A 16,664-nucleotide genomic window follows, 5' to 3' on the forward strand; every position below is an offset into this window, starting at 1 on the left:
CACAAAACCCATGGAAGCTAGGGCTTGCGGGCGATGATCACCTGACTTTTCGCCACGACCGCGTCCAGCGCCTGCTTGATCTGCGCGCCACGGGGCGATGCCAGAACAGCCTGCCAGGTATCGGCCCAGTGGTTGAGCAACGGGTGATCGGCATTGCTGAAATCGACCTTGGCTTCCCAGAACAACAGCATCCACATCGACCAGTAAAAGCCGTATTGGCTATGGCTGAGCACTTCCAGGCCGGCGTCGCTGACCATCGCCTTGAACTGCTCTTCGCTGATGATGCGAATGTGGTTGGGCTTCTGGAAATACTCCGGGGCGGCGATGTCTTTTTGCAGGTCTTCGGAGCTTGGGTGCGGGACGCTAAGCAAGTACAACGCGCCCGGTTTGCCAACGCGGACCAGTTCGGCGAGGAACTGCGCCGGATCGTCGACATGCTCGATGACTTCGGTGGACACCACCCGGGTGGCGGTCGCATCGGCAATCGGCAGCGGGTTGCAGTCGGTGACATGGCATTCGATGTCACGCGCCGGCGTGTCGCTCAAACGCTGGCGGGTGGCTTCAACCTTGGCCGCATCGATATCGGCGATGATGATTTTGGCCCCGCGCATGCCACAGAAATGCACGTTACCGCCGTCACCGCAGCCAACGTCCAGCAGCGTGTCCTCAGCCCTCACCGGGAACCCGGTGAACAGCTCGCCGGTTTCCTGATTGAACCAGCCGCTGAGCATCGCATCGTGCAGGCCGAGCATGTACGGGTCGACCTTCTCGACCTTGTCCACCGCAGGTGCTGCGGGAGCGGGCGTACCCGCCGTGAGTTTCTTCAAAAGGCTCAGCATGAGGTAGCTCCAGAGGTTTGGGCGGCTGTTCGGGTCGTGCCCAGGCGTTTGACCAGCGACGCGCCGCGGTTGCGCATGGGCATTTCGATAAAGCGGTAGTTGAGTTCACTGAGCAAGGCGATCAGGCCGCCAGCCATCAGTAGCGTCAGGATCGGATGACCGCCCGGGCTGGGCAGACCGGCAACCTGCAAGCGAAAGGTGAATTCTCGCACCAGCAAATACGCAGGAATGTGGATCAGGTAAATCCCGTAGGAGCGACTGCCCACCCAGGTCATCACGTTCTTGAACACACCGCGCGGCATCAAATAATCACGGTTGTAGGAAGCGATCCAGACCAACGCCGCGCACAGCACGGCAATCGCGCCGATGCGGTAATTAGTAAAGGTGAAACGGTCCGTCGCCATGAAACTGAGCGCCAACGACAACGCGATAAGCGCCGAAAGACCGGCCAAGGGACGGCGTAAAAAAGTAGGCTCCCAGCGCAGATATGAAGGTTGCGCACTCCACATCGCCAACAGGATGCCAAGTGCCAGCGCATCGGTGCGAACCACCATCAGGATCGGCGTGCGTAAGGTGAATAACTGCACCGCGACCAGCGCCAGCAACGCCCAGACCAGATGCTTGCGGCACAGCAGAATCAGCAGCGGAAACAGCAGGTAGAACTGCTCCTCCAGCGACAGGCTCCAGTAGACGAAACTGGTGCCGTACTCATAGTGAAAGAAACTGTCGGCGAAGCGGAAGTTGGCGTACTGCGCGACCCCGGCCAGGGTCGCTTGCAGGTTGGCGTGCAACGTACCGAACGCCCCGGAGCGATTGAGAAACAGGCAGGCCAGCAACATCAGCGCCAGCCACAACCAGGCCGACGGCAACAATCGAAACGCCCGTCGCAACCAGAAATTGCGAGTTTGCTGCCAGTATTCCTGGCGCGTGCTGCACCCTTGCAACGCTGGGATCAGGCTGCGTGCGATGACGAACCCGGAGATGGCGAAAAACAGATCAACGCCCCACCACGGCTGGCCCAGCGCGGTGATCGCTTGCAACAGAGGCACCGGGGCCGCGAACAGGCTGTCTTGCAAGTGATGGAACAGCACGCCGAGCACCGCAATGCCGCGCAACAACTCGATGTCCATGATCCGTCTGTCGTTGCTCATGACGCCCTCCCGGCATCCAAAGGCTTGCGCGCAATGATCACCTGACTCTTGGGCAAGAATTGATCGAGCATCTGCTTGATCGCCAAACCGTTCGGTTGCGCCAGCAGGTCTTGCCAGGTTTTCGCCCAGCTCTCCATCATTGGCGGATACGGCGCCTGGATCCGGTCACGCACCGCGTCGTGCAAACCCACGTCCCGTGGCGACACACGGCTCTGCTCCACTGGCACCGGCACCGATTCCAGCTCGGGTTTCGCCGCTGGAAACAGACGTCTCGCCAGGGCGCGGATCATGCTTCAGGGGTTTCCACGGCGCGGGTTTCGAACAGTTTGGCCAAAAAGCCTTTCAGACGTTGCTCGGCGGTCGCCTGGCTGCAGAATTTTTCGAGGCTGGACACCGCATGCCCGGACATCCGTGCGTAGCGCCCGGCATCGTTTTTGGCAACGTCATAGCTCGCCCGATAAGCGCGGCACAACGACGCCCAGTCGGTGACGTAGCGCAGGGTACGGAACGCCCGGCGCGGATCGTGAGGCCAGGCCGTCAGCTCCTCGGTCGAGTCGATCAGGAACGCATTGTCGGCGTCCAGGTAGTCGATCATTGCCGTAGTGCGGGGCGCCACCGCCGGTTTGCCACACGACATGAATTCCATCAGCGGCAGGCATTGGCCTTCGCCGTAGGACGTGTTGACCACGTAGCTGGTCGCCTGCACCAGTTGCTCGTAGTCCGCATCCGCGAGGTAGCCGTGAATCAGCACGATGCGGCAGCGATATGACTGGTTTTTGTACAAGTGATGAAGGATGTCGGACAGTGCTTCTTCGGCATCATGGTGGGTCAGTTTGAGCACCAGCGTTGCATCCTCGACCTCACGGAAGGTCACGCAGAACGCGCTAAGCATGTCTTCCCAGTTCTTGCGCCCGTCACCCGGGTTGAACACAGAGGTGTAGATCACGCCGTCGAGCAGCACCTCATGCTCGAGCGGTGGCGCCATAAAATCGATACCTTCGCCCTCGCGCAGCTGCGCCGGCCCAAAGGCCCGCAAATCGAGGGTGCGGCTGTCCGCCACCAGGCCTTTGATCGTCAATCGAACCTGATGCGCCGTTGGCTGGCGCTGCAACTGGGCGCCACGCGCCGAGAACCGATCCCACACCGGTGCCGGCACCGCGACGATCGGATACTCGGCCCCCATCGCCTCGTGCACGGCAATTACGGTGTAGCTGGAATGAGTGATCGCCGCGCCGCAGGCCCGCAACACGGTACGCCAGTCATTGCGCGGCTCGCCGACGAAGGGCTCGTTGGGAATGGTGCTGAATTCCCACGCGAACACCGGCAAGGTCGGACAGGCGAGGTGCACGGGTGTGCGATGCGGTGGCGAGAACGACAGGAACACACAGTCTTCACCACGCGACAGCGCGTCGAGATACAAGGCATCGACTTCGGTCTGCGGGTCACTGACTTCCACGACTCGCCCCAGCCGTTCCAGCACGGGCCGATATTCCTTGAGCACGAAGTAATAGCTGTACTCCGAACGCCCCAGGTTTTGAGTAATGGTGTGCTGGTTGGTTTCCGAATGAATGATGATCAGCATGAGGCGTTATCCGTCACGGTCGCTTTCGGCAGAGCCTGCGGCGTCAGCCCGAAAAAATTCGCAAGGCGTTCCTGCACCGGGGCGAAGGCGCAGTAATCGTGCATGCGCTCGACCGCATCGCGAGACATCCGCTGGTATTCAAGCGGTTGCTCCTTGGCTATTCGGTAGCTGGTTTCATAAGCCGTTTTCAACGAGCCCCAATCCGGTCGATAACGCAGGGTGCGATAAATGATCCGGCTGTCCTGCGGCCAGATAGTCAGCTCCTCGCTGGACTTGACCACAAACGCCACGCGCTCATCGATGTAATCCTCCATGGCGGTGTGGTCCGGGGCGATCACAGGCTTGCCGCTGGCCATGAATTCCATCAGCGGCAGGCACAGGCCTTCGCAGCGCGACGCGTTGACGTAATAACTGGCGGCTTCATAGAGCCGGGCGTATTGCGGATCATCCAGGTAACCGTGCATCACCACCACACGGCACGCGAACGGCGAGAGTTGCGCGAGCAAGGTCATCAGCTCGTCGTAGTAGGACGAAAGGTCGCTTTGGGTAATCTTCAGCACCAGCGTGGCGTCGTCCGTTTCGCGGAAGGCCCAGCAGAAAGCGGTGATCAATTGATGCCAGTTTTTACGACCGTCACGAGGGTTGAACACGGTGGCGTAGACCACGCCATCAACCCGGGTTTCGACCTGGGAAGTCGTGTCCGGCCACTGGCGTGGTTGCGGCTCGTGCGCTGCGATTGTCTGCGGGCCAGCGATGGCCGGCAGGTATTGGGCAACGCGCGCATGAGCGGCGTCCGACAGCAAGTCGCGAATACCCTCCCAATACCAATTGCTCAACAGCTGCGTGCGATGCACCGGGGTCGGCAGCGTTTTGCCCTTGTCCAGGCGCCACATGTGCAAGTAGTGACGGGCAATGACAAAACGGCGCTTGAGCGTCAGCGGTGGCGGCTTCAAAGCCTCCAGCGCCGCCAGTTCCTCGGCGGTCGGGGGTACGGGAATCAGCGCATCGGCAGACAGCGCGAGCGTGCGTGTGTCGAAAATGCAGCCCTTGATGTCCAGGGACGAGCCGGCATTCACCGGATGACTGGTGTGACGGCTACGAATGCCCGCGAAGTTTTCCCACAACGGGGTCGGCAAAACCAACACAGGGAAATCGTCGCCCATGGCCCGACGAATCGCCCGGGCCGTGTGGCTGGAAAGCGTGATGACGCGCCCCTGGCGCGCCAGCATTTGCGTCCAGTCCTGGCGCGGGTCGTTGTCCCATTGCTCATCGGGAATCGAGTCAAACTCCCAGGCCACCACGCAGATCGTCGGGCACTCAAGGTCGTTCGGGGTTTTCTGCGGTGGGGTGAATGACAGGAACAGGCTGTCTTCGCCGGCGGCCAGCAATTGTCGATAGAGGGGATCGACCTCGGCGGTGGAGGACACCACATGCACCCGTCCAAGGCTTTCCAGCACAGGGCGATAGGCCTTAAGCACGAAGTAGTAACTGTATTCGGGACGACCGAGGCTCTGGCTGATCGAGCTGTCGTTGACGTCCGAGTAAAGAATGAAATTCATGGCACCCCACGATGAAACCGCCATCCCGGCAGCCTCACTCTATGACGGCAAAACCACGGATCGACCCGGTGTTTACCGGTCGTCGTCCATCGTCTTCTTGCCCGTCTACGTTCTTGTTTTAATGGCCCGTTTCGCGGGGTTTGAAAACAACCCGACCGAACCCTGGGTAATCGTGACGAGGGGCATTCTAAACACATCCATCGAGGATTCGTGAACCGCCCGACGAGAATAAATCGGGCTACGCTAACGAGAACTGACCGGTCACGGTGGGACCTGTTGAAATTGCCGAGCAATTGGCACAGATTGGCTACCAAACAACTACAACAACATATTTCGCCTGTCTTTCGACCAAGCAATCCACCCGGTCTGTCAGACATCTCCACATAGCCTGTGGGGAATGGACGAAGTTTTATGACCAAGGGGCGACTGTTTGAAAAAGCGTCTGTTCGTTACGGGTCTGAGTGGATTCGTAGGACAACACCTCCAATCTCGCCTGAAGGCTGATGCCTCGGAATGGGAGCTTCTGACTGTTGCATCGCGGTACGACCTGAGCCAGCCAAACAGCCTCGAAGGGCTGTGGCCCGAGATGCCCGACGCGGTCATTCACCTGGCCGGCCAGACCTTTGTCCCCGAAGCCTTCCGTGATCCTGCACGCACACTGAACATCAACCTGCTCGGTACCTTGAACCTGCTTCAAGCGCTCAAGGCACGTGGTTTCAATGGCACCTTTCTCTATGTCAGCTCCGGCGACGTCTACGGTCAGGTTGCCGAATCAGAGCTGCCGATCACCGAACGCCAGCCACCCTGCCCGCGCAATCCTTATGCCGTGAGTAAACTTTCGGCCGAATTCCTGAGCCTGCAATGGGGCTTGAGCGAAGGCTGGCCGGTAATGGTCGCGCGCCCGTTCAATCACATCGGCACCGGCCAGAAAGACAGCTTCGTGATTGCCAGCGCCGCACGGCAAATCAGCCGCATCAAGCTAGGCCTGCAAGCGCCACAACTGGAAGTCGGTGACATCGATGTCACCCGCGATTTCCTGGACGTGGGCGACGTCATTTCGGCTTACCTGGCGTTGCTGGAAAAGGGCGTGACGGGACAGGTCTACAACATCTGCTCGGGGCGCGAGCAGAGCATTCGCAGTTTGATCGAACAACTAGGCGACCTCGCCCAGGTCGACATGCAACTGATTCAGGATCCTGCGCGTCTTCGCCGCGCGGATCAGCGTCGCGTTTGTGGCAGCTCTGCCAAGCTGACCCAGACCACAGGATGGACGCCTGAAATCACAACACAACAATCCCTGCGGGCGATCCTGTCCGACTGGGAGAAGCGAGTACGACAAGAATGACTAAAAGTGCACTGATCACAGGGATCACCGGCCAAGACGGCGCCTATCTGGCCAAACTGCTGCTCGACAAGGGCTACAAAGTCCACGGTCTAGTCGCTCGTCGCAGCAGCGATGCCCGCTGGCGCTTGCGAGAAATGGGCGTCGAGGGCGACATCGTTTACCTGGACGGAGACATGGCCGACGCCTGCTCCGTGCAACGCGCGGTGATCAAATCCGCCCCGGATGAAATCTACAACCTGGCCGCACAAAGCTTTGTCGCCGCCTCCTGGGATCAACCGGTCACCACCGGTATTGTCGACGGGCTGGGCGTGACCCACTTGCTCGAAGCCATCCGCCAGTTCAGCCCGCACACTCGTTTTTACCAAGCCTCGACCAGCGAAATGTTCGGCTTGATCCAGGCCGAGCAACAAGACGAAAACACCCCGTTCTACCCGCGCAGCCCATACGGCGTGGCCAAGTTGTACGGCCACTGGATTACCGTCAACTACCGCGAAAGCTTCAACCTCCACGCCAGCAGCGGGATCTTGTTCAACCATGAATCACCGCTGCGCGGCATCGAGTTCGTCACCCGCAAAGTGACCGACGCCGCTGCCCGCATCAAGCAAGGCAAACAACAGGAATTGAGCCTGGGCAACATCGACGCCAAACGTGACTGGGGTTTTGCCGGCGACTACGTCGAAGCCATGTGGCTGATGCTGCAACAGGACAAGCCTGACGACTTCGTGGTCGCCACGGGCGTAACCACCACCGTGCGCGAAATGTGCCGCATTGCCTTCGACCACGTTGGCCTCAACTACCGCGACTTCGTGAAGATCGACCCGGCGTTCTTCCGCCCGGCCGAGGTCGAAGTGCTGCTCGGCAACCCGGCCAAAGCCCAGCGCGTACTGGGCTGGAAGCCAAAAACAGATCTGGATACCTTGATCCGCATGATGATGGACGCGGACATGAAACGCGTCGCCAAGGAGTAGGCCATGCTGATTCCAGTGATCCTTTCCGGCGGCGCCGGGACTCGTTTGTGGCCGGTGTCCCGCGAAGGGCACCCCAAGCCGTTCATGACATTGCCCGACGGCCAGTCGCTGCTGGGCAAGACGTATCGGCGTGCGGCCGGGCTGCTTGATGGCTGGGGCGATATCGTCACGGTGACGAATCGTGAGTACTACTTCCAAAGCAAGGATCACTATCAGGAGGCGCAACTCAATCGTCATCGCGGACACTTCCTGCTTGAGCCGACTGGCCGTAACACGGCCCCGGCCATCGCAGCCGCCGCCCTGTCGCTACAAGCATTGCACGGCGACGAAGCGATCATGGTGGTCATGCCTGCCGACCATTTGATCCGCAATGAAGATGCGTTGAAATCAGCCGTTGACCACGCCGTGGCGCTGGCCAAGGATGGTTTCCTGGTGACGTTTGGCGTGGTGCCGACTGCCCCGGAGACCGGTTTCGGCTACATCGAAACCGGCGCGGCACTGGACGAAAAAGGCGCGGCCAAGGTGCAACGCTTCGTCGAAAAACCTGACCTGCAAACCGCTACGCATTATCTGGAAAGCGGCAAATTCCTGTGGAACTCGGGCATGTTCTGCTTCTCGGTCACCACGGTGCTGGCCGAGTTGCAACTGCACGCCCCCGAACTGCTTGAGCAGACGCGAACCTGCATGGCAGCCAGTGCCCCGGTGGAAACGGTTGGGTGTCTGCAGCAGGAATTATCCCCGGAGCTGTTCGCCGAGATCACCGACATTTCCATCGACTACGCCTTGATGGAACGCTCCGAGAAGGTGGTCGTGGTGCCCGCCGGATTCGACTGGAGTGATATTGGCTCCTGGGGCGCGGTGGCCGCGCTGGTGCCGGCGGATGCGCAAAACAACCGCGCCAGCGGCGATGCGGTGTTCATCGACAGCCACAACAACTTTGTCCAGTGCGAAGACCGGCTGGTGGCAACGGTGGGTGTGGATAACTTGATCATCATCGACACCGCCGACGCGGTGCTGGTCGCCCACGCCGATCGCGCGCAGGATGTGCGCCGGGTCGCCAAGCAGCTCAAGGACAAGAAACACGAGGCCTATCGCCTGCACCGCACGGTCAGTCGACCTTGGGGCACCTACACCGTGCTCGAGGAAGGCCCGCGCTTCAAGATCAAGCGCATCGTGGTCAAGCCCGGCGGCAAGCTGTCGCTGCAAATGCACCACCACCGCAATGAACACTGGGTGGTCGTCGAAGGCATGGCCAAGGTCACCAACAACGGCACCGGCACCCATCTGGTGGCCAAGAACGAATCCACTTTCATTGCCGCCGGTCACAAGCATCGCCTGGAAAACCCGGGCGTGATCGACCTGGTGATCATTGAAGTGCAAAGCGGCGAATACCTGGGAGAGGACGATATCGTTCGCTTCGAAGACCAATATGGCAGGACGGTTTGACCTTGGTGTTCCATGTGATCAACAACCGCCATGAAGACCTCGTCGGCTGCTCGTGGCCGGGGGCGAAAACCTCCATCACCCACTCTGCCGAATCAATTGTTTCGGAGGGCAGGCCATGACGCGTCTTCTGGTGGAATGCACCCACGTGTTCCAGCACCCCAAAGTCAATTCGGGCATTCAGCGAGTGGTGCGCAACGTCATCAATCAGCTGCCGAAGAGTGTCGACGGTGTGGAGTGCATCCCAGTGGTGATGCTCAACGGCAAACTCTATCGAGTGCTGAAACTGGGCGCATTGAACATTCCGTTTTACGATGGGCTGATGACCTTTGGCGGGCGCCTCGGACGGCTCGCTCATCGTTTCTGGCAAATGCACCAATACTTGCACAACCGCAGCAACTCGCGAGTGATCAAGCGCTTGCTACACGTGGCCTACCGCGTCACGGCGATCTCCTGTTTCAGCATTCCATTGCGTCTGATCGAGGGCATCAACCAATATCAACTGCCCAAACGTTGCTCGCCCTTGCAGCATCAGGCGGGCGATCAGTTGGTGTTGCTCGACTCCTCCTGGCACAGCGATTTTTTCCCGTTCGCCGAACAGCTCAAACGCGAAGGCGTGGGCATCGTTTCGGTAATTTACGACCTCATTCCGCTGACACATCCGCAGTTCTATGACACGCGGCTGGTGCAGGTTTTCACCGAGTGGTTCAACTGGATCACCCAAACTGCCGACGGCTATGTGGCGATCTCCGCCACGGTGCGCGATCAGGTGCATGACGAAGTGCAGCGACGCCTGGGCCCGGCCAAAACCGACAGACTGTGGTTCGACTATTTTCACCTCGGTTCCGAACTGGACCTGAGCGAAGTCAGCGCCGAGGTCGAGCCACGCCTGGCGCGGCTGTTCAAAACGCAAGAACCAGTGTTTCTGATGGTCAGCACCATCGAACCGCGCAAAAACCACGATTACCTGCTCGACGCTTTTGAACGCGCCTGGGCATCAGGTTCCAGCGCCCGTTTGTGCATCGCCGGACGTATTGGATGGAAATGCGACGCCCTGCTCGCCCGCGTGCGCAATCACGCCGAGCTGAACAAACGCCTGTTCATGTTCAATGACCTGAGCGACACCAGTCTCGAACACGCCTATTCCCACGCCAGCGCGCTGGTGTTTCCGTCCTGGGTCGAAGGTTTCGGTCTGCCTCTGGTCGAAGCCATGCAACGCGGTTTGCCGGCCATGGGCAGTGACATTCCGATCTTCCGTGAAATCGGCGGCGAGTTCATGGCGTACTTTGATCTGGCCGAGCCACAAAGCCTGGCGGACCTGGTCATGGAGTTCGAACGCTCCGGGCAATTTCCGGCCGCGCGCAACGTCGCGGATTGGCAGTGGATCGGCTGGCGTGAAGCCAGTGCACAACTGGCCGAACGCACCTTGCGCAATCTGCAAGAACCGGCCGTGCCAGAGAGGCAACATGCGAATTGCCCTTAACGCCAGGATCCTCCAGGGCCCGCGCACCGGCATAGGCCATTACGTTGCTGAACTGGCTGGCGCCCTCGCCGCTGAACCCGAAGTCGAGCTGGCACTGTTCCACGGCTGGGGCTGGAGTTCCGTACTCCCTGAGGCAGCCATGCCGGGCTATTCACGGCTGACGCCGTTGCTGCGCAGGATTCCCGGGGCCTACCAGGCCCGCCGCTGGCTGGAACAGAAACGCTTCGATCAGGGGAGCACGCAAACCATCGACCTCTACCACGAACCAAGTTTGTGGCCACTGTCGTTCGACGGCCCGACGGTCATCACCTTGCATGACCTGACCCACCTGCACTACCCCGAGACGCAACCGCCCGCGCGCTTGCGAGAGATCGAACGGCGACTCGCCGACGGGGTGCAGCGGGCGAGCCTGATTCTCACCGACTCGCAGTACATCGCTGACGAAGCTCAACAGCACTTCGGCTTGCCAGCAGAACGGTTTGTCGTCGCGCCATTGGGCGTGGCGTCGCGTTTTCACCCCCGGGAGCCGGAGGCCATCGATGCGGTGCTCAAGGCTCATGGCGTCGAGGCGCGGGAGTATTTCCTCTGCGTCGGCACCCTGGAGCCACGCAAGAACCTGACACTGGCCCTGCGTGCCCATGCAAGGTTGCCCGAGGCAATCCGCCAGCGTTTTCCGCTGCTGATCGTCGGCATGGCCGGTTGGCAGCACGACCAGTTCAGCGAAGAACTGCAGCGGGCGCTCGCCACCGGGAATGTCTGCCTGCTGGGTTACCTGCCCGACGAGCAAGTCGCGCAGCTGTTGGCCGGTGCCCGGGCGCTGATTTTTCCGTCGCTTTACGAAGGCTTTGGCTTACCGGTTCTGGAAGCGATGGCCAGCGGCACGCCGGTAATCCTCACCCGACGTTCGGCCATGCCGGAAGTGGCAGGGGCTGCGGGCAACTATATTGAAGCTGACGATCCCGACGGCTTGCGCGAGGCAATGATCCGTCTGATCGACGATCGAGTGCATTGGCAGGCATGCCGGGAAGCCGGATTGCAACAGGCAAGGCTTTTTACCTGGGAGCGCTGCGCCACTATCACGGCCAGCGCCTATCGCCAGGCATTAGGAGGTTGAATGCGAGTACTCCATTTTTTCAAGACGTACCTGCCTGACTCCGTTGGCGGCATCGAGCAAGTCATCTTCCAGCTCTGCGAAAGCGGTGCCCAGCATGGCGTTGAAAGCCAGGTACTGACACTCAGTGCCGATCCCACACCGCCGGTGGTTCGACTCGGGCAACACGAGGTTCACCGGGCCAAACTCGATATTCAGTTTGCTTCCACGGGGTTTTCGTGGAGCGTCTTCAAGCAGTTTCGCGAAATGGCCGCTGAAGCCGACGTGGTCAATTACCACTTCCCCTGGCCGTTCATGGACCTGGTGCACTTCGCCAGCGGTATCAAAAAACCGAGCGTGGTGACGTACCACTCGGACATCATTCGCCAGAAGCACCTGCTCAAGCTTTATCGACCGCTGATGAACCGGTTCCTGGCAAGCGCCGACCGGATCGTCGCCGCCTCGCCCAACTACTTGCACACCAGCGATGTATTGCAACAGTTCCAGGCCAAGACCCGGGTTATCCCCTATGGCCTGAACAAGGCAGGTTATCCACAGCCCGACAGCGAGCGCATGGCTCATTGGCGGCAAACGGTTGGGGATAAGTTTTTCCTGTTTGTGGGCGTGATGCGCTACTACAAGGGTTTGCACATCCTGCTCGATGCGCTCAAAGACCTGGATTACCCAGTGGTCATCGTGGGAGCCGGCCCATTGGAAGTGGAGCTGCATGCACAGGCAGCGGCCTTGGGTTTGCGCAATATTCACTTCCTCGGGCGCCTGGGTGATGAAGACAAAGTGGCGCTGCTGCAACTGAGCTACGCCATCGTGTTTCCTTCGCATCTACGCTCTGAAGCGTTCGGCATCTCGCTGCTCGAAGGCGCGATGTATGGCAAACCGATGATCTCCAGCGAAATCGGCACCGGCACCAGCTACATCAATATCCACAACGAAACCGGGCTGGTGGTCCCACCGAGTCAACCGCTTGCCTTCCGTGAAGCCATGCGCACGCTGTGGGAGAACCCGGCACGTGCGGCGCAAATGGGCGCGAAGGCTGAGGCGCGTTATCGGCAGTTATTCACCGCCGATGAAATGGGCCGCAAGTGGACCGAGTTGTACGAGGAACTGCTGGAAGAAAAATCCCTGTCCTACGCGTAACTGATGTGGGAGCGGGCTTGCTCGCGAAGGCGGTGGTTCAGTCAACATCAATGCTGAATGACACTCCGCTTTCGCGAGCAAGCCCGCTCCCACAGGGGATCAGCTGTGTGGCGTAGATTTTGGTACGGCCGCGTTAGGACGTAAGCAGTAAATTTCAGGCCAACATCGACCTCAATGTGGGAGCGGGCTTGCTCGCGAAGGCTGTTTAACATTCAACATTGAAGTTGGCTGACACATCGCTATCGCGAGCCAACTCACTCCCCAAGGGGATCTCCTGTGCATTCCCGATAGGTCACAAATCCAGCACCAACGGCTGCGAACCCTGCGCCGGCACCGCACAACAAATCAGCACCTCTCCAGCCTCAGGCACTTCCGCCGGGGGCTGTGGATAATTCACTTCGCCGCTGATCAGGCGCGTTTTGCAGGTGCCGCAAGATCCGCCGCGGCAGCTGAATTCCGGGCGCAATCCGCGGCTTTCCGCCAGCTCCAGCAAACTGCCGCCCTCGGGCTGCCAGCGTGCCTCTTTGGCCGAGCGCTGGAACACGACAGGCATCGAAACAGTGGCAGCCGGTGGTTGCTCGATGACCACGGCATCCGGGTCCGGCGTACGACGCAATGTCGAGGGACCAAAGGTTTCGGCATGAATCCTCGCGTCGCGGATATCCAGACTGCGCAGGCTGTCGTACATCCCTTGGGTAAAACTGCCCGGCCCGCACAGGACAAAATCCACCTGATCGTAGTCGTCCACTTCGAGAACGGTCTTCATCAGGTCGGCGTCTATCCGCCCGGTCAGGTCGAAATCTTCACCCTCGCGGGCATCAGGTTCGGGCTGACTGAGCAATCGCATCATGTGTACCGAGTCGCCGAGGCCGTCGAGCAAGCGATCCAGCTCCGGGCGAAACGGCTGATCGGCCAAGGTTCGCGAGCTCTGGAAAAACCACGTCGGCCGAATGCGCCGGGTGCGCAAACCTTGATAAACCACCTCGCGCACCATCGACAGCAACGGCGTGATGCCAACACCGGCGGCCAGTAGCACCAGTGGCCGACGCTCATGCGGTGCCACGGTGAAATGCCCTTGAGGCGCGCGAGCTTCCAGCACATCGCCGACGCGAACGTGCTCATGCAGGTGCGAAGACACCAACCCGTCACGTTTCACACTGATGCGGAAAAAGTCATCGGAGGGGGCGCTCGACAGGCTGTACGTGCGGATATGCACATCGCCCCCAATGTTGAATCGCAACGGCAAATGCTGCCCAGCCTGAAACAGCGGCAACCCCGCGCCGTCGCTGGGCTCCAGATAGATCGAACGGATGGCGTGGCTTTCCTGCTCGATGCGCACCACTCGCAACGGCCGCCAGCTGTCGCCCAGGGCCTTGGCTTGCAGCCGCGCGTTCGCCTGCGCCCAGGTGCCGGTCAGCAAACTGGTCGGAGACACGCCGTCAAAGCGCCAGCGCAAAGCCAGGGCGACAGGCCGGCGCACCACACGCTCCACCTCGAACGTCCACAACCGCTCGGCCCCTTGAAAGGCTTCAACTTGCGGGCCTTCAAGAATGACCTGCGCGCGACCGCTGAGATGCAGCAAGTCGCCCGAATTGAAATCAATAAACAGCAAACCCGCACGAGGGTTGATCAGCAGGTTGCCCAAGGTATTGAAGAACAGGTTGCCGGCAAAATCCGGAATGGTCAGGCGATTGCCCTCAACCTGGACAAAACCGGCTTGGCCACCTCGGTGAGAAACGTCCACCGAGCGTTGGCCATCAACGTCCACGTAGCTGGCGACAAAGAAGGTATCGGCGTCGGCAATCATCGCGGTGGCCGCTTCATCCAGCGCATTGAGGTGCTGCGCGACACGGGTCGACGGGTCCGCCAAGGGCACCGAGCGGAACTGGCGCAGCTGAATGTACTGCGGGCAATTGCCGAACGATTGCTCGACCGTCACCCCGAAGCCACTTGCCGTCACAGCGCCAACCCGGCCATTGAGACGGTTGCGACGCCGAGTGTGCAGTTCGATGCCCAGCAGGCCAATCGCCGCGCCTTCTTGCAACTGCGCAGGATCGTCGCTGCCAGGCAGGCTGTCGAACTGCAACAACGCAGGCTGCGGGGAATGAGCAAAACCGGGCGGCCCTTCAAGAATACTGGCCCAAGGGTTGCCATCGGCATCGACCGCGCCGTACAGCATGAACGGCAGTTGCTGATAGAACGTGCGGTGTTGATCCGGCATCTCGCTGCGAATCACCTTACGACCTACGACGTCCATTCGCTCGGCAACACCCACGTGAGCCTGCAATTGTTTCTCGCCAGTGTGCCAAGGTGAACGTTCCATAACGGTTTCTCCCCTGCGCTGATCGCGCAATGTGAGCAGCCCGACTGAGTCGGGCCGTGAGCATCAGGCAGTTTTTTGCAGGCCGGCGATGGTGCGCGGCATGCCGACAAATCCTGGCAACGCTTCAACTCGCGCCAGCCACGCCCGGATGTTGGCGTAGTCGTCCAGCGACACATTGCCTTCTGGCGCATGGGCGATATAACTGTAGGCCGAGACATCGGCGATGGTTGGCTCGTTGCCGACGAGGTATTGCGTAGCGGCCAATTCCTGATCGATTACTTTGAGCACGGCGTGGGCGTTGGCGATGACTTCCTCAGCATTGTAGGACGCGCCGAACACCGTGATCAGTCGTGCTCGGGCAACGCTGTAGGCAATCGGCCCTGCGGTGATCGACAACCAGCGCTGAACTCTGGCCGCACCGACCGGATCGGTGGGCAGCCAGCGCCCGTTCCCGTATTTGTGGGCCAGGTAAACCAGGATCGCGTTGGAATCGGCCAGCACCACACCTTGATCATCAATCGCCGGGACTTGACCGAACGGGTTGATCGCCAGGTAATCCGGCTGCTTGTGCGCGCCTTTGGCCAGATCGACCAAGATCAGCTCGGTCGGCAACTGCAGTAGGGACAACATCAACTGCGCACGGTGAGCATGGCCGGAACGTGGGAAGTTGTAGAGTTTGATGGCTTGCATGGTCGGCTCCGCTGGTGGGTGGCGCCGTTTAGGTCGGCGCCAATTGGAGCTATCTTCCACCCACAACCAAAACAACAGAATAACCAGCAAATGCAATCAATTATTTCATCCAGCGCAATAACGCGTTAGCCCTGCAGCGCCGGGTGTTCACGCAGTGTCTTCACCACAAAGTCGACAAAACTACGGACCCGCGCCGGAGCCTTGCGCCCGCCCTGATAGACCACATGAATGGGCAACGGCGGCAGTTCGAAGTCAGCCAATACAATTTCCAGCTCACCCGCAGCAATCTTGCTCGCCACTTGATACGACAGCACTCGGGTCAGCCCCAGGCCCATGGCGGCGGCCGTGATAGCGGCCTGATTGGCGGTGACCACAAGACGCGGTTCTGCACGAACGCTGATCGGCTCTCCCGCCTCAAGGAACGGCCAGCTCCTGAGCTGCCCGATGGCCGAGGTAGCAATGATCGGTGCTGCGCTTAATTCGCATGGATGCCGAGGCCGACCATGGGCTTTCAGGAATTGCGGAGAAGCGCAAATCACCCGCCGCACTTCACCGACACGGATTGCATGTTGATTGCTATCCGGCAGCTCGCCGATGCGTACCGCCACATCGACGCCCTCCTCAACCATACTCACCACCCGGTCGACCAGAAGCGCATTGATGCTGACTTCAGGAAATTGCGTCAGGTAACCGACCATGATCGGCGTGACGAACAAATCACCGAACAACACAGGCGCCGTGATGGTCAGTTGCCCACGGGGCTGGGCATGACTTCCGGCGGCTGAATCCTCAGCTTCCTGCACCTCGGCAAGAATTCTCCGACAATCCTCCAGAAAACGCTGACCTGCCTCGCTCAAATACACGCTGCGGGTGGTGCGCGTCAGTAACTGAGTGCCAATGCGCTTTTCCAGCGCCGCCACGGCCCGAGTGACACTCGCCGCCGACATCCCCAAAAGCCGAGCCGCTGCCGAAAAACCTTGCTCCTTGGCGACGGCGGCGAAGACTTGCATTTCCTGGAATCGGTCCATGGGTTAAC

Annotated in this window: 14 protein-coding genes and 2 pseudogenes; 8 read left to right on the top strand and 8 right to left on the bottom strand. The window is 60.1% G+C overall.

The annotated features are described in order from the left end of the window. Window positions 1–17: 17 nt before the first annotated feature. From HNR03_RS13830 to HNR03_RS13850, 5 genes and pseudogenes are all read right to left on the bottom strand, one after another. Window positions 18–839, bottom strand: a complete 822-nt coding sequence (locus tag HNR03_RS13830; RefSeq protein WP_259154127.1) for a class I SAM-dependent methyltransferase — start codon at window positions 837–839, stop codon at window positions 18–20. Further along, entirely contained in the window at window positions 833–1,990 is a 1,158-nt protein-coding gene (locus HNR03_RS13835) for an acyltransferase (RefSeq protein WP_259154129.1), read from the bottom strand. Before HNR03_RS13835 ends, HNR03_RS13830 begins: the two co-directional genes overlap by 7 nt. After that, window positions 1,987–2,199, bottom strand: a pseudogene (locus HNR03_RS13840) (SAM-dependent methyltransferase); the annotation flags it as partial. The gene HNR03_RS13835 and the pseudogene HNR03_RS13840, both read right to left, overlap by 4 nt. Window positions 2,200–2,276: 77 nt before the next feature. Continuing rightward, window positions 2,277–3,572, bottom strand: coding sequence for a glycosyltransferase (locus HNR03_RS13845; RefSeq protein WP_259154130.1), 1,296 nt, complete (start codon window positions 3,570–3,572; stop codon window positions 2,277–2,279). After that, entirely contained in the window at window positions 3,566–5,131 is a 1,566-nt protein-coding gene (locus HNR03_RS13850) for a glycosyltransferase (protein ID WP_259154131.1), read from the bottom strand. The genes HNR03_RS13845 and HNR03_RS13850 overlap by 7 nt, the downstream gene beginning before the upstream one ends. Here HNR03_RS13850 and HNR03_RS13855 point away from each other — a divergent pair. From HNR03_RS13855 to HNR03_RS13890, 8 genes and pseudogenes are all read left to right on the top strand, one after another. Then, a complete protein-coding gene (locus HNR03_RS13855) occupies window positions 5,130–5,345 on the top strand; it encodes a hypothetical protein (RefSeq protein WP_222590505.1) in 216 nt (71 codons plus the stop codon). The genes HNR03_RS13850 and HNR03_RS13855 overlap by 2 nt on opposite strands. 216 nt (window positions 5,346–5,561) lie before the next feature. Then, window positions 5,562–6,476: a GDP-mannose 4,6-dehydratase gene (locus HNR03_RS13860; protein WP_259154132.1), complete on the top strand. Its 915-nt coding sequence runs from the start codon at window positions 5,562–5,564 to the stop codon at window positions 6,474–6,476. After that, entirely contained in the window at window positions 6,473–7,444 is a 972-nt protein-coding gene (gene gmd / locus HNR03_RS13865) for a GDP-mannose 4,6-dehydratase (RefSeq protein WP_109626923.1), read from the top strand. The genes HNR03_RS13860 and gmd overlap by 4 nt, the downstream gene beginning before the upstream one ends. Window positions 7,445–7,447: 3 nt before the next feature. After that, window positions 7,448–8,890 (top strand): mannose-1-phosphate guanylyltransferase/mannose-6-phosphate isomerase, encoded by a 1,443-nt coding sequence (locus tag HNR03_RS13870; protein ID WP_259154133.1) that lies wholly within the window; start codon window positions 7,448–7,450, stop codon window positions 8,888–8,890. After that, window positions 8,875–9,009, top strand: a pseudogene (locus HNR03_RS13875) (ABC transporter ATP-binding protein); the annotation flags it as partial. The gene HNR03_RS13870 and the pseudogene HNR03_RS13875, both read left to right, overlap by 16 nt. Next, window positions 9,006–10,370, top strand: coding sequence for a glycosyltransferase family 1 protein (locus HNR03_RS13880; RefSeq protein ID WP_259154134.1), 1,365 nt, complete (start codon window positions 9,006–9,008; stop codon window positions 10,368–10,370). The pseudogene HNR03_RS13875 and the gene HNR03_RS13880, both read left to right, overlap by 4 nt. Continuing rightward, window positions 10,354–11,484, top strand: coding sequence for a glycosyltransferase family 1 protein (locus HNR03_RS13885; RefSeq protein WP_259154135.1), 1,131 nt, complete (start codon window positions 10,354–10,356; stop codon window positions 11,482–11,484). Before HNR03_RS13880 ends, HNR03_RS13885 begins: the two co-directional genes overlap by 17 nt. After that, the gene (locus tag HNR03_RS13890; RefSeq protein WP_259154138.1) at window positions 11,485–12,615 is read left to right on the top strand and encodes a glycosyltransferase family 4 protein; all 1,131 of its coding nucleotides are present in this window, start codon (window positions 11,485–11,487) and stop codon (window positions 12,613–12,615) included. Between the two features lie 292 nt (window positions 12,616–12,907). Here the strand turns inward: HNR03_RS13890 and HNR03_RS13900 are convergent, their stop codons facing one another. The 3 genes from HNR03_RS13900 to HNR03_RS13910 form a co-directional block, all read right to left on the bottom strand. Further along, the gene (locus HNR03_RS13900) at window positions 12,908–14,938 is read right to left on the bottom strand and encodes a pyridoxamine 5'-phosphate oxidase family protein (protein WP_259154140.1); all 2,031 of its coding nucleotides are present in this window, start codon (window positions 14,936–14,938) and stop codon (window positions 12,908–12,910) included. 63 nt (window positions 14,939–15,001) lie between these two features. After that, window positions 15,002–15,628, bottom strand: coding sequence for a glutathione S-transferase family protein (locus HNR03_RS13905; RefSeq protein ID WP_259154141.1), 627 nt, complete (start codon window positions 15,626–15,628; stop codon window positions 15,002–15,004). Between the two features lie 125 nt (window positions 15,629–15,753). Continuing rightward, the gene (locus HNR03_RS13910) at window positions 15,754–16,656 is read right to left on the bottom strand and encodes a LysR family transcriptional regulator (RefSeq protein ID WP_259154142.1); all 903 of its coding nucleotides are present in this window, start codon (window positions 16,654–16,656) and stop codon (window positions 15,754–15,756) included. Window positions 16,657–16,664 lie beyond the last annotated feature (8 nt).

The sequence above is a fragment of the Pseudomonas sp. JAI111 genome, from assembly GCF_024809425.1.
In the GTDB taxonomy this organism is placed as follows: Bacteria; Pseudomonadota; Gammaproteobacteria; order Pseudomonadales; family Pseudomonadaceae; genus Aquipseudomonas.

What these genes read in the sequence shown, in the direction of transcription:
- gmd (WP_109626923.1), top strand. Translation starts at nt 6,473, where the DNA reads ATGACTAAAAGTGCACTGATCACAGGGATCACCGGCCAAGACGGCGCC.
- HNR03_RS13885 (WP_259154135.1), top strand. Translation starts at nt 10,354, where the DNA reads ATGCGAATTGCCCTTAACGCCAGGATCCTCCAGGGCCCGCGCACCGGC.
- HNR03_RS13830 (WP_259154127.1), bottom strand. Translation starts at nt 839, where the DNA reads ATGCTGAGCCTTTTGAAGAAACTCACGGCGGGTACGCCCGCTCCCGCA.
- HNR03_RS13855 (WP_222590505.1), top strand. Translation starts at nt 5,130, where the DNA reads ATGGCACCCCACGATGAAACCGCCATCCCGGCAGCCTCACTCTATGAC.
- HNR03_RS13835 (WP_259154129.1), bottom strand. Translation starts at nt 1,990, where the DNA reads ATGAGCAACGACAGACGGATCATGGACATCGAGTTGTTGCGCGGCATT.
- HNR03_RS13900 (WP_259154140.1), bottom strand. Translation starts at nt 14,938, where the DNA reads ATGGAACGTTCACCTTGGCACACTGGCGAGAAACAATTGCAGGCTCAC.
- HNR03_RS13880 (WP_259154134.1), top strand. Translation starts at nt 9,006, where the DNA reads ATGACGCGTCTTCTGGTGGAATGCACCCACGTGTTCCAGCACCCCAAA.
- HNR03_RS13850 (WP_259154131.1), bottom strand. Translation starts at nt 5,131, where the DNA reads ATGAATTTCATTCTTTACTCGGACGTCAACGACAGCTCGATCAGCCAG.
- HNR03_RS13890 (WP_259154138.1), top strand. Translation starts at nt 11,485, where the DNA reads ATGCGAGTACTCCATTTTTTCAAGACGTACCTGCCTGACTCCGTTGGC.
- HNR03_RS13845 (WP_259154130.1), bottom strand. Translation starts at nt 3,572, where the DNA reads ATGCTGATCATCATTCATTCGGAAACCAACCAGCACACCATTACTCAA.
- HNR03_RS13905 (WP_259154141.1), bottom strand. Translation starts at nt 15,628, where the DNA reads ATGCAAGCCATCAAACTCTACAACTTCCCACGTTCCGGCCATGCTCAC.
- HNR03_RS13910 (WP_259154142.1), bottom strand. Translation starts at nt 16,656, where the DNA reads ATGGACCGATTCCAGGAAATGCAAGTCTTCGCCGCCGTCGCCAAGGAG.
- HNR03_RS13870 (WP_259154133.1), top strand. Translation starts at nt 7,448, where the DNA reads ATGCTGATTCCAGTGATCCTTTCCGGCGGCGCCGGGACTCGTTTGTGG.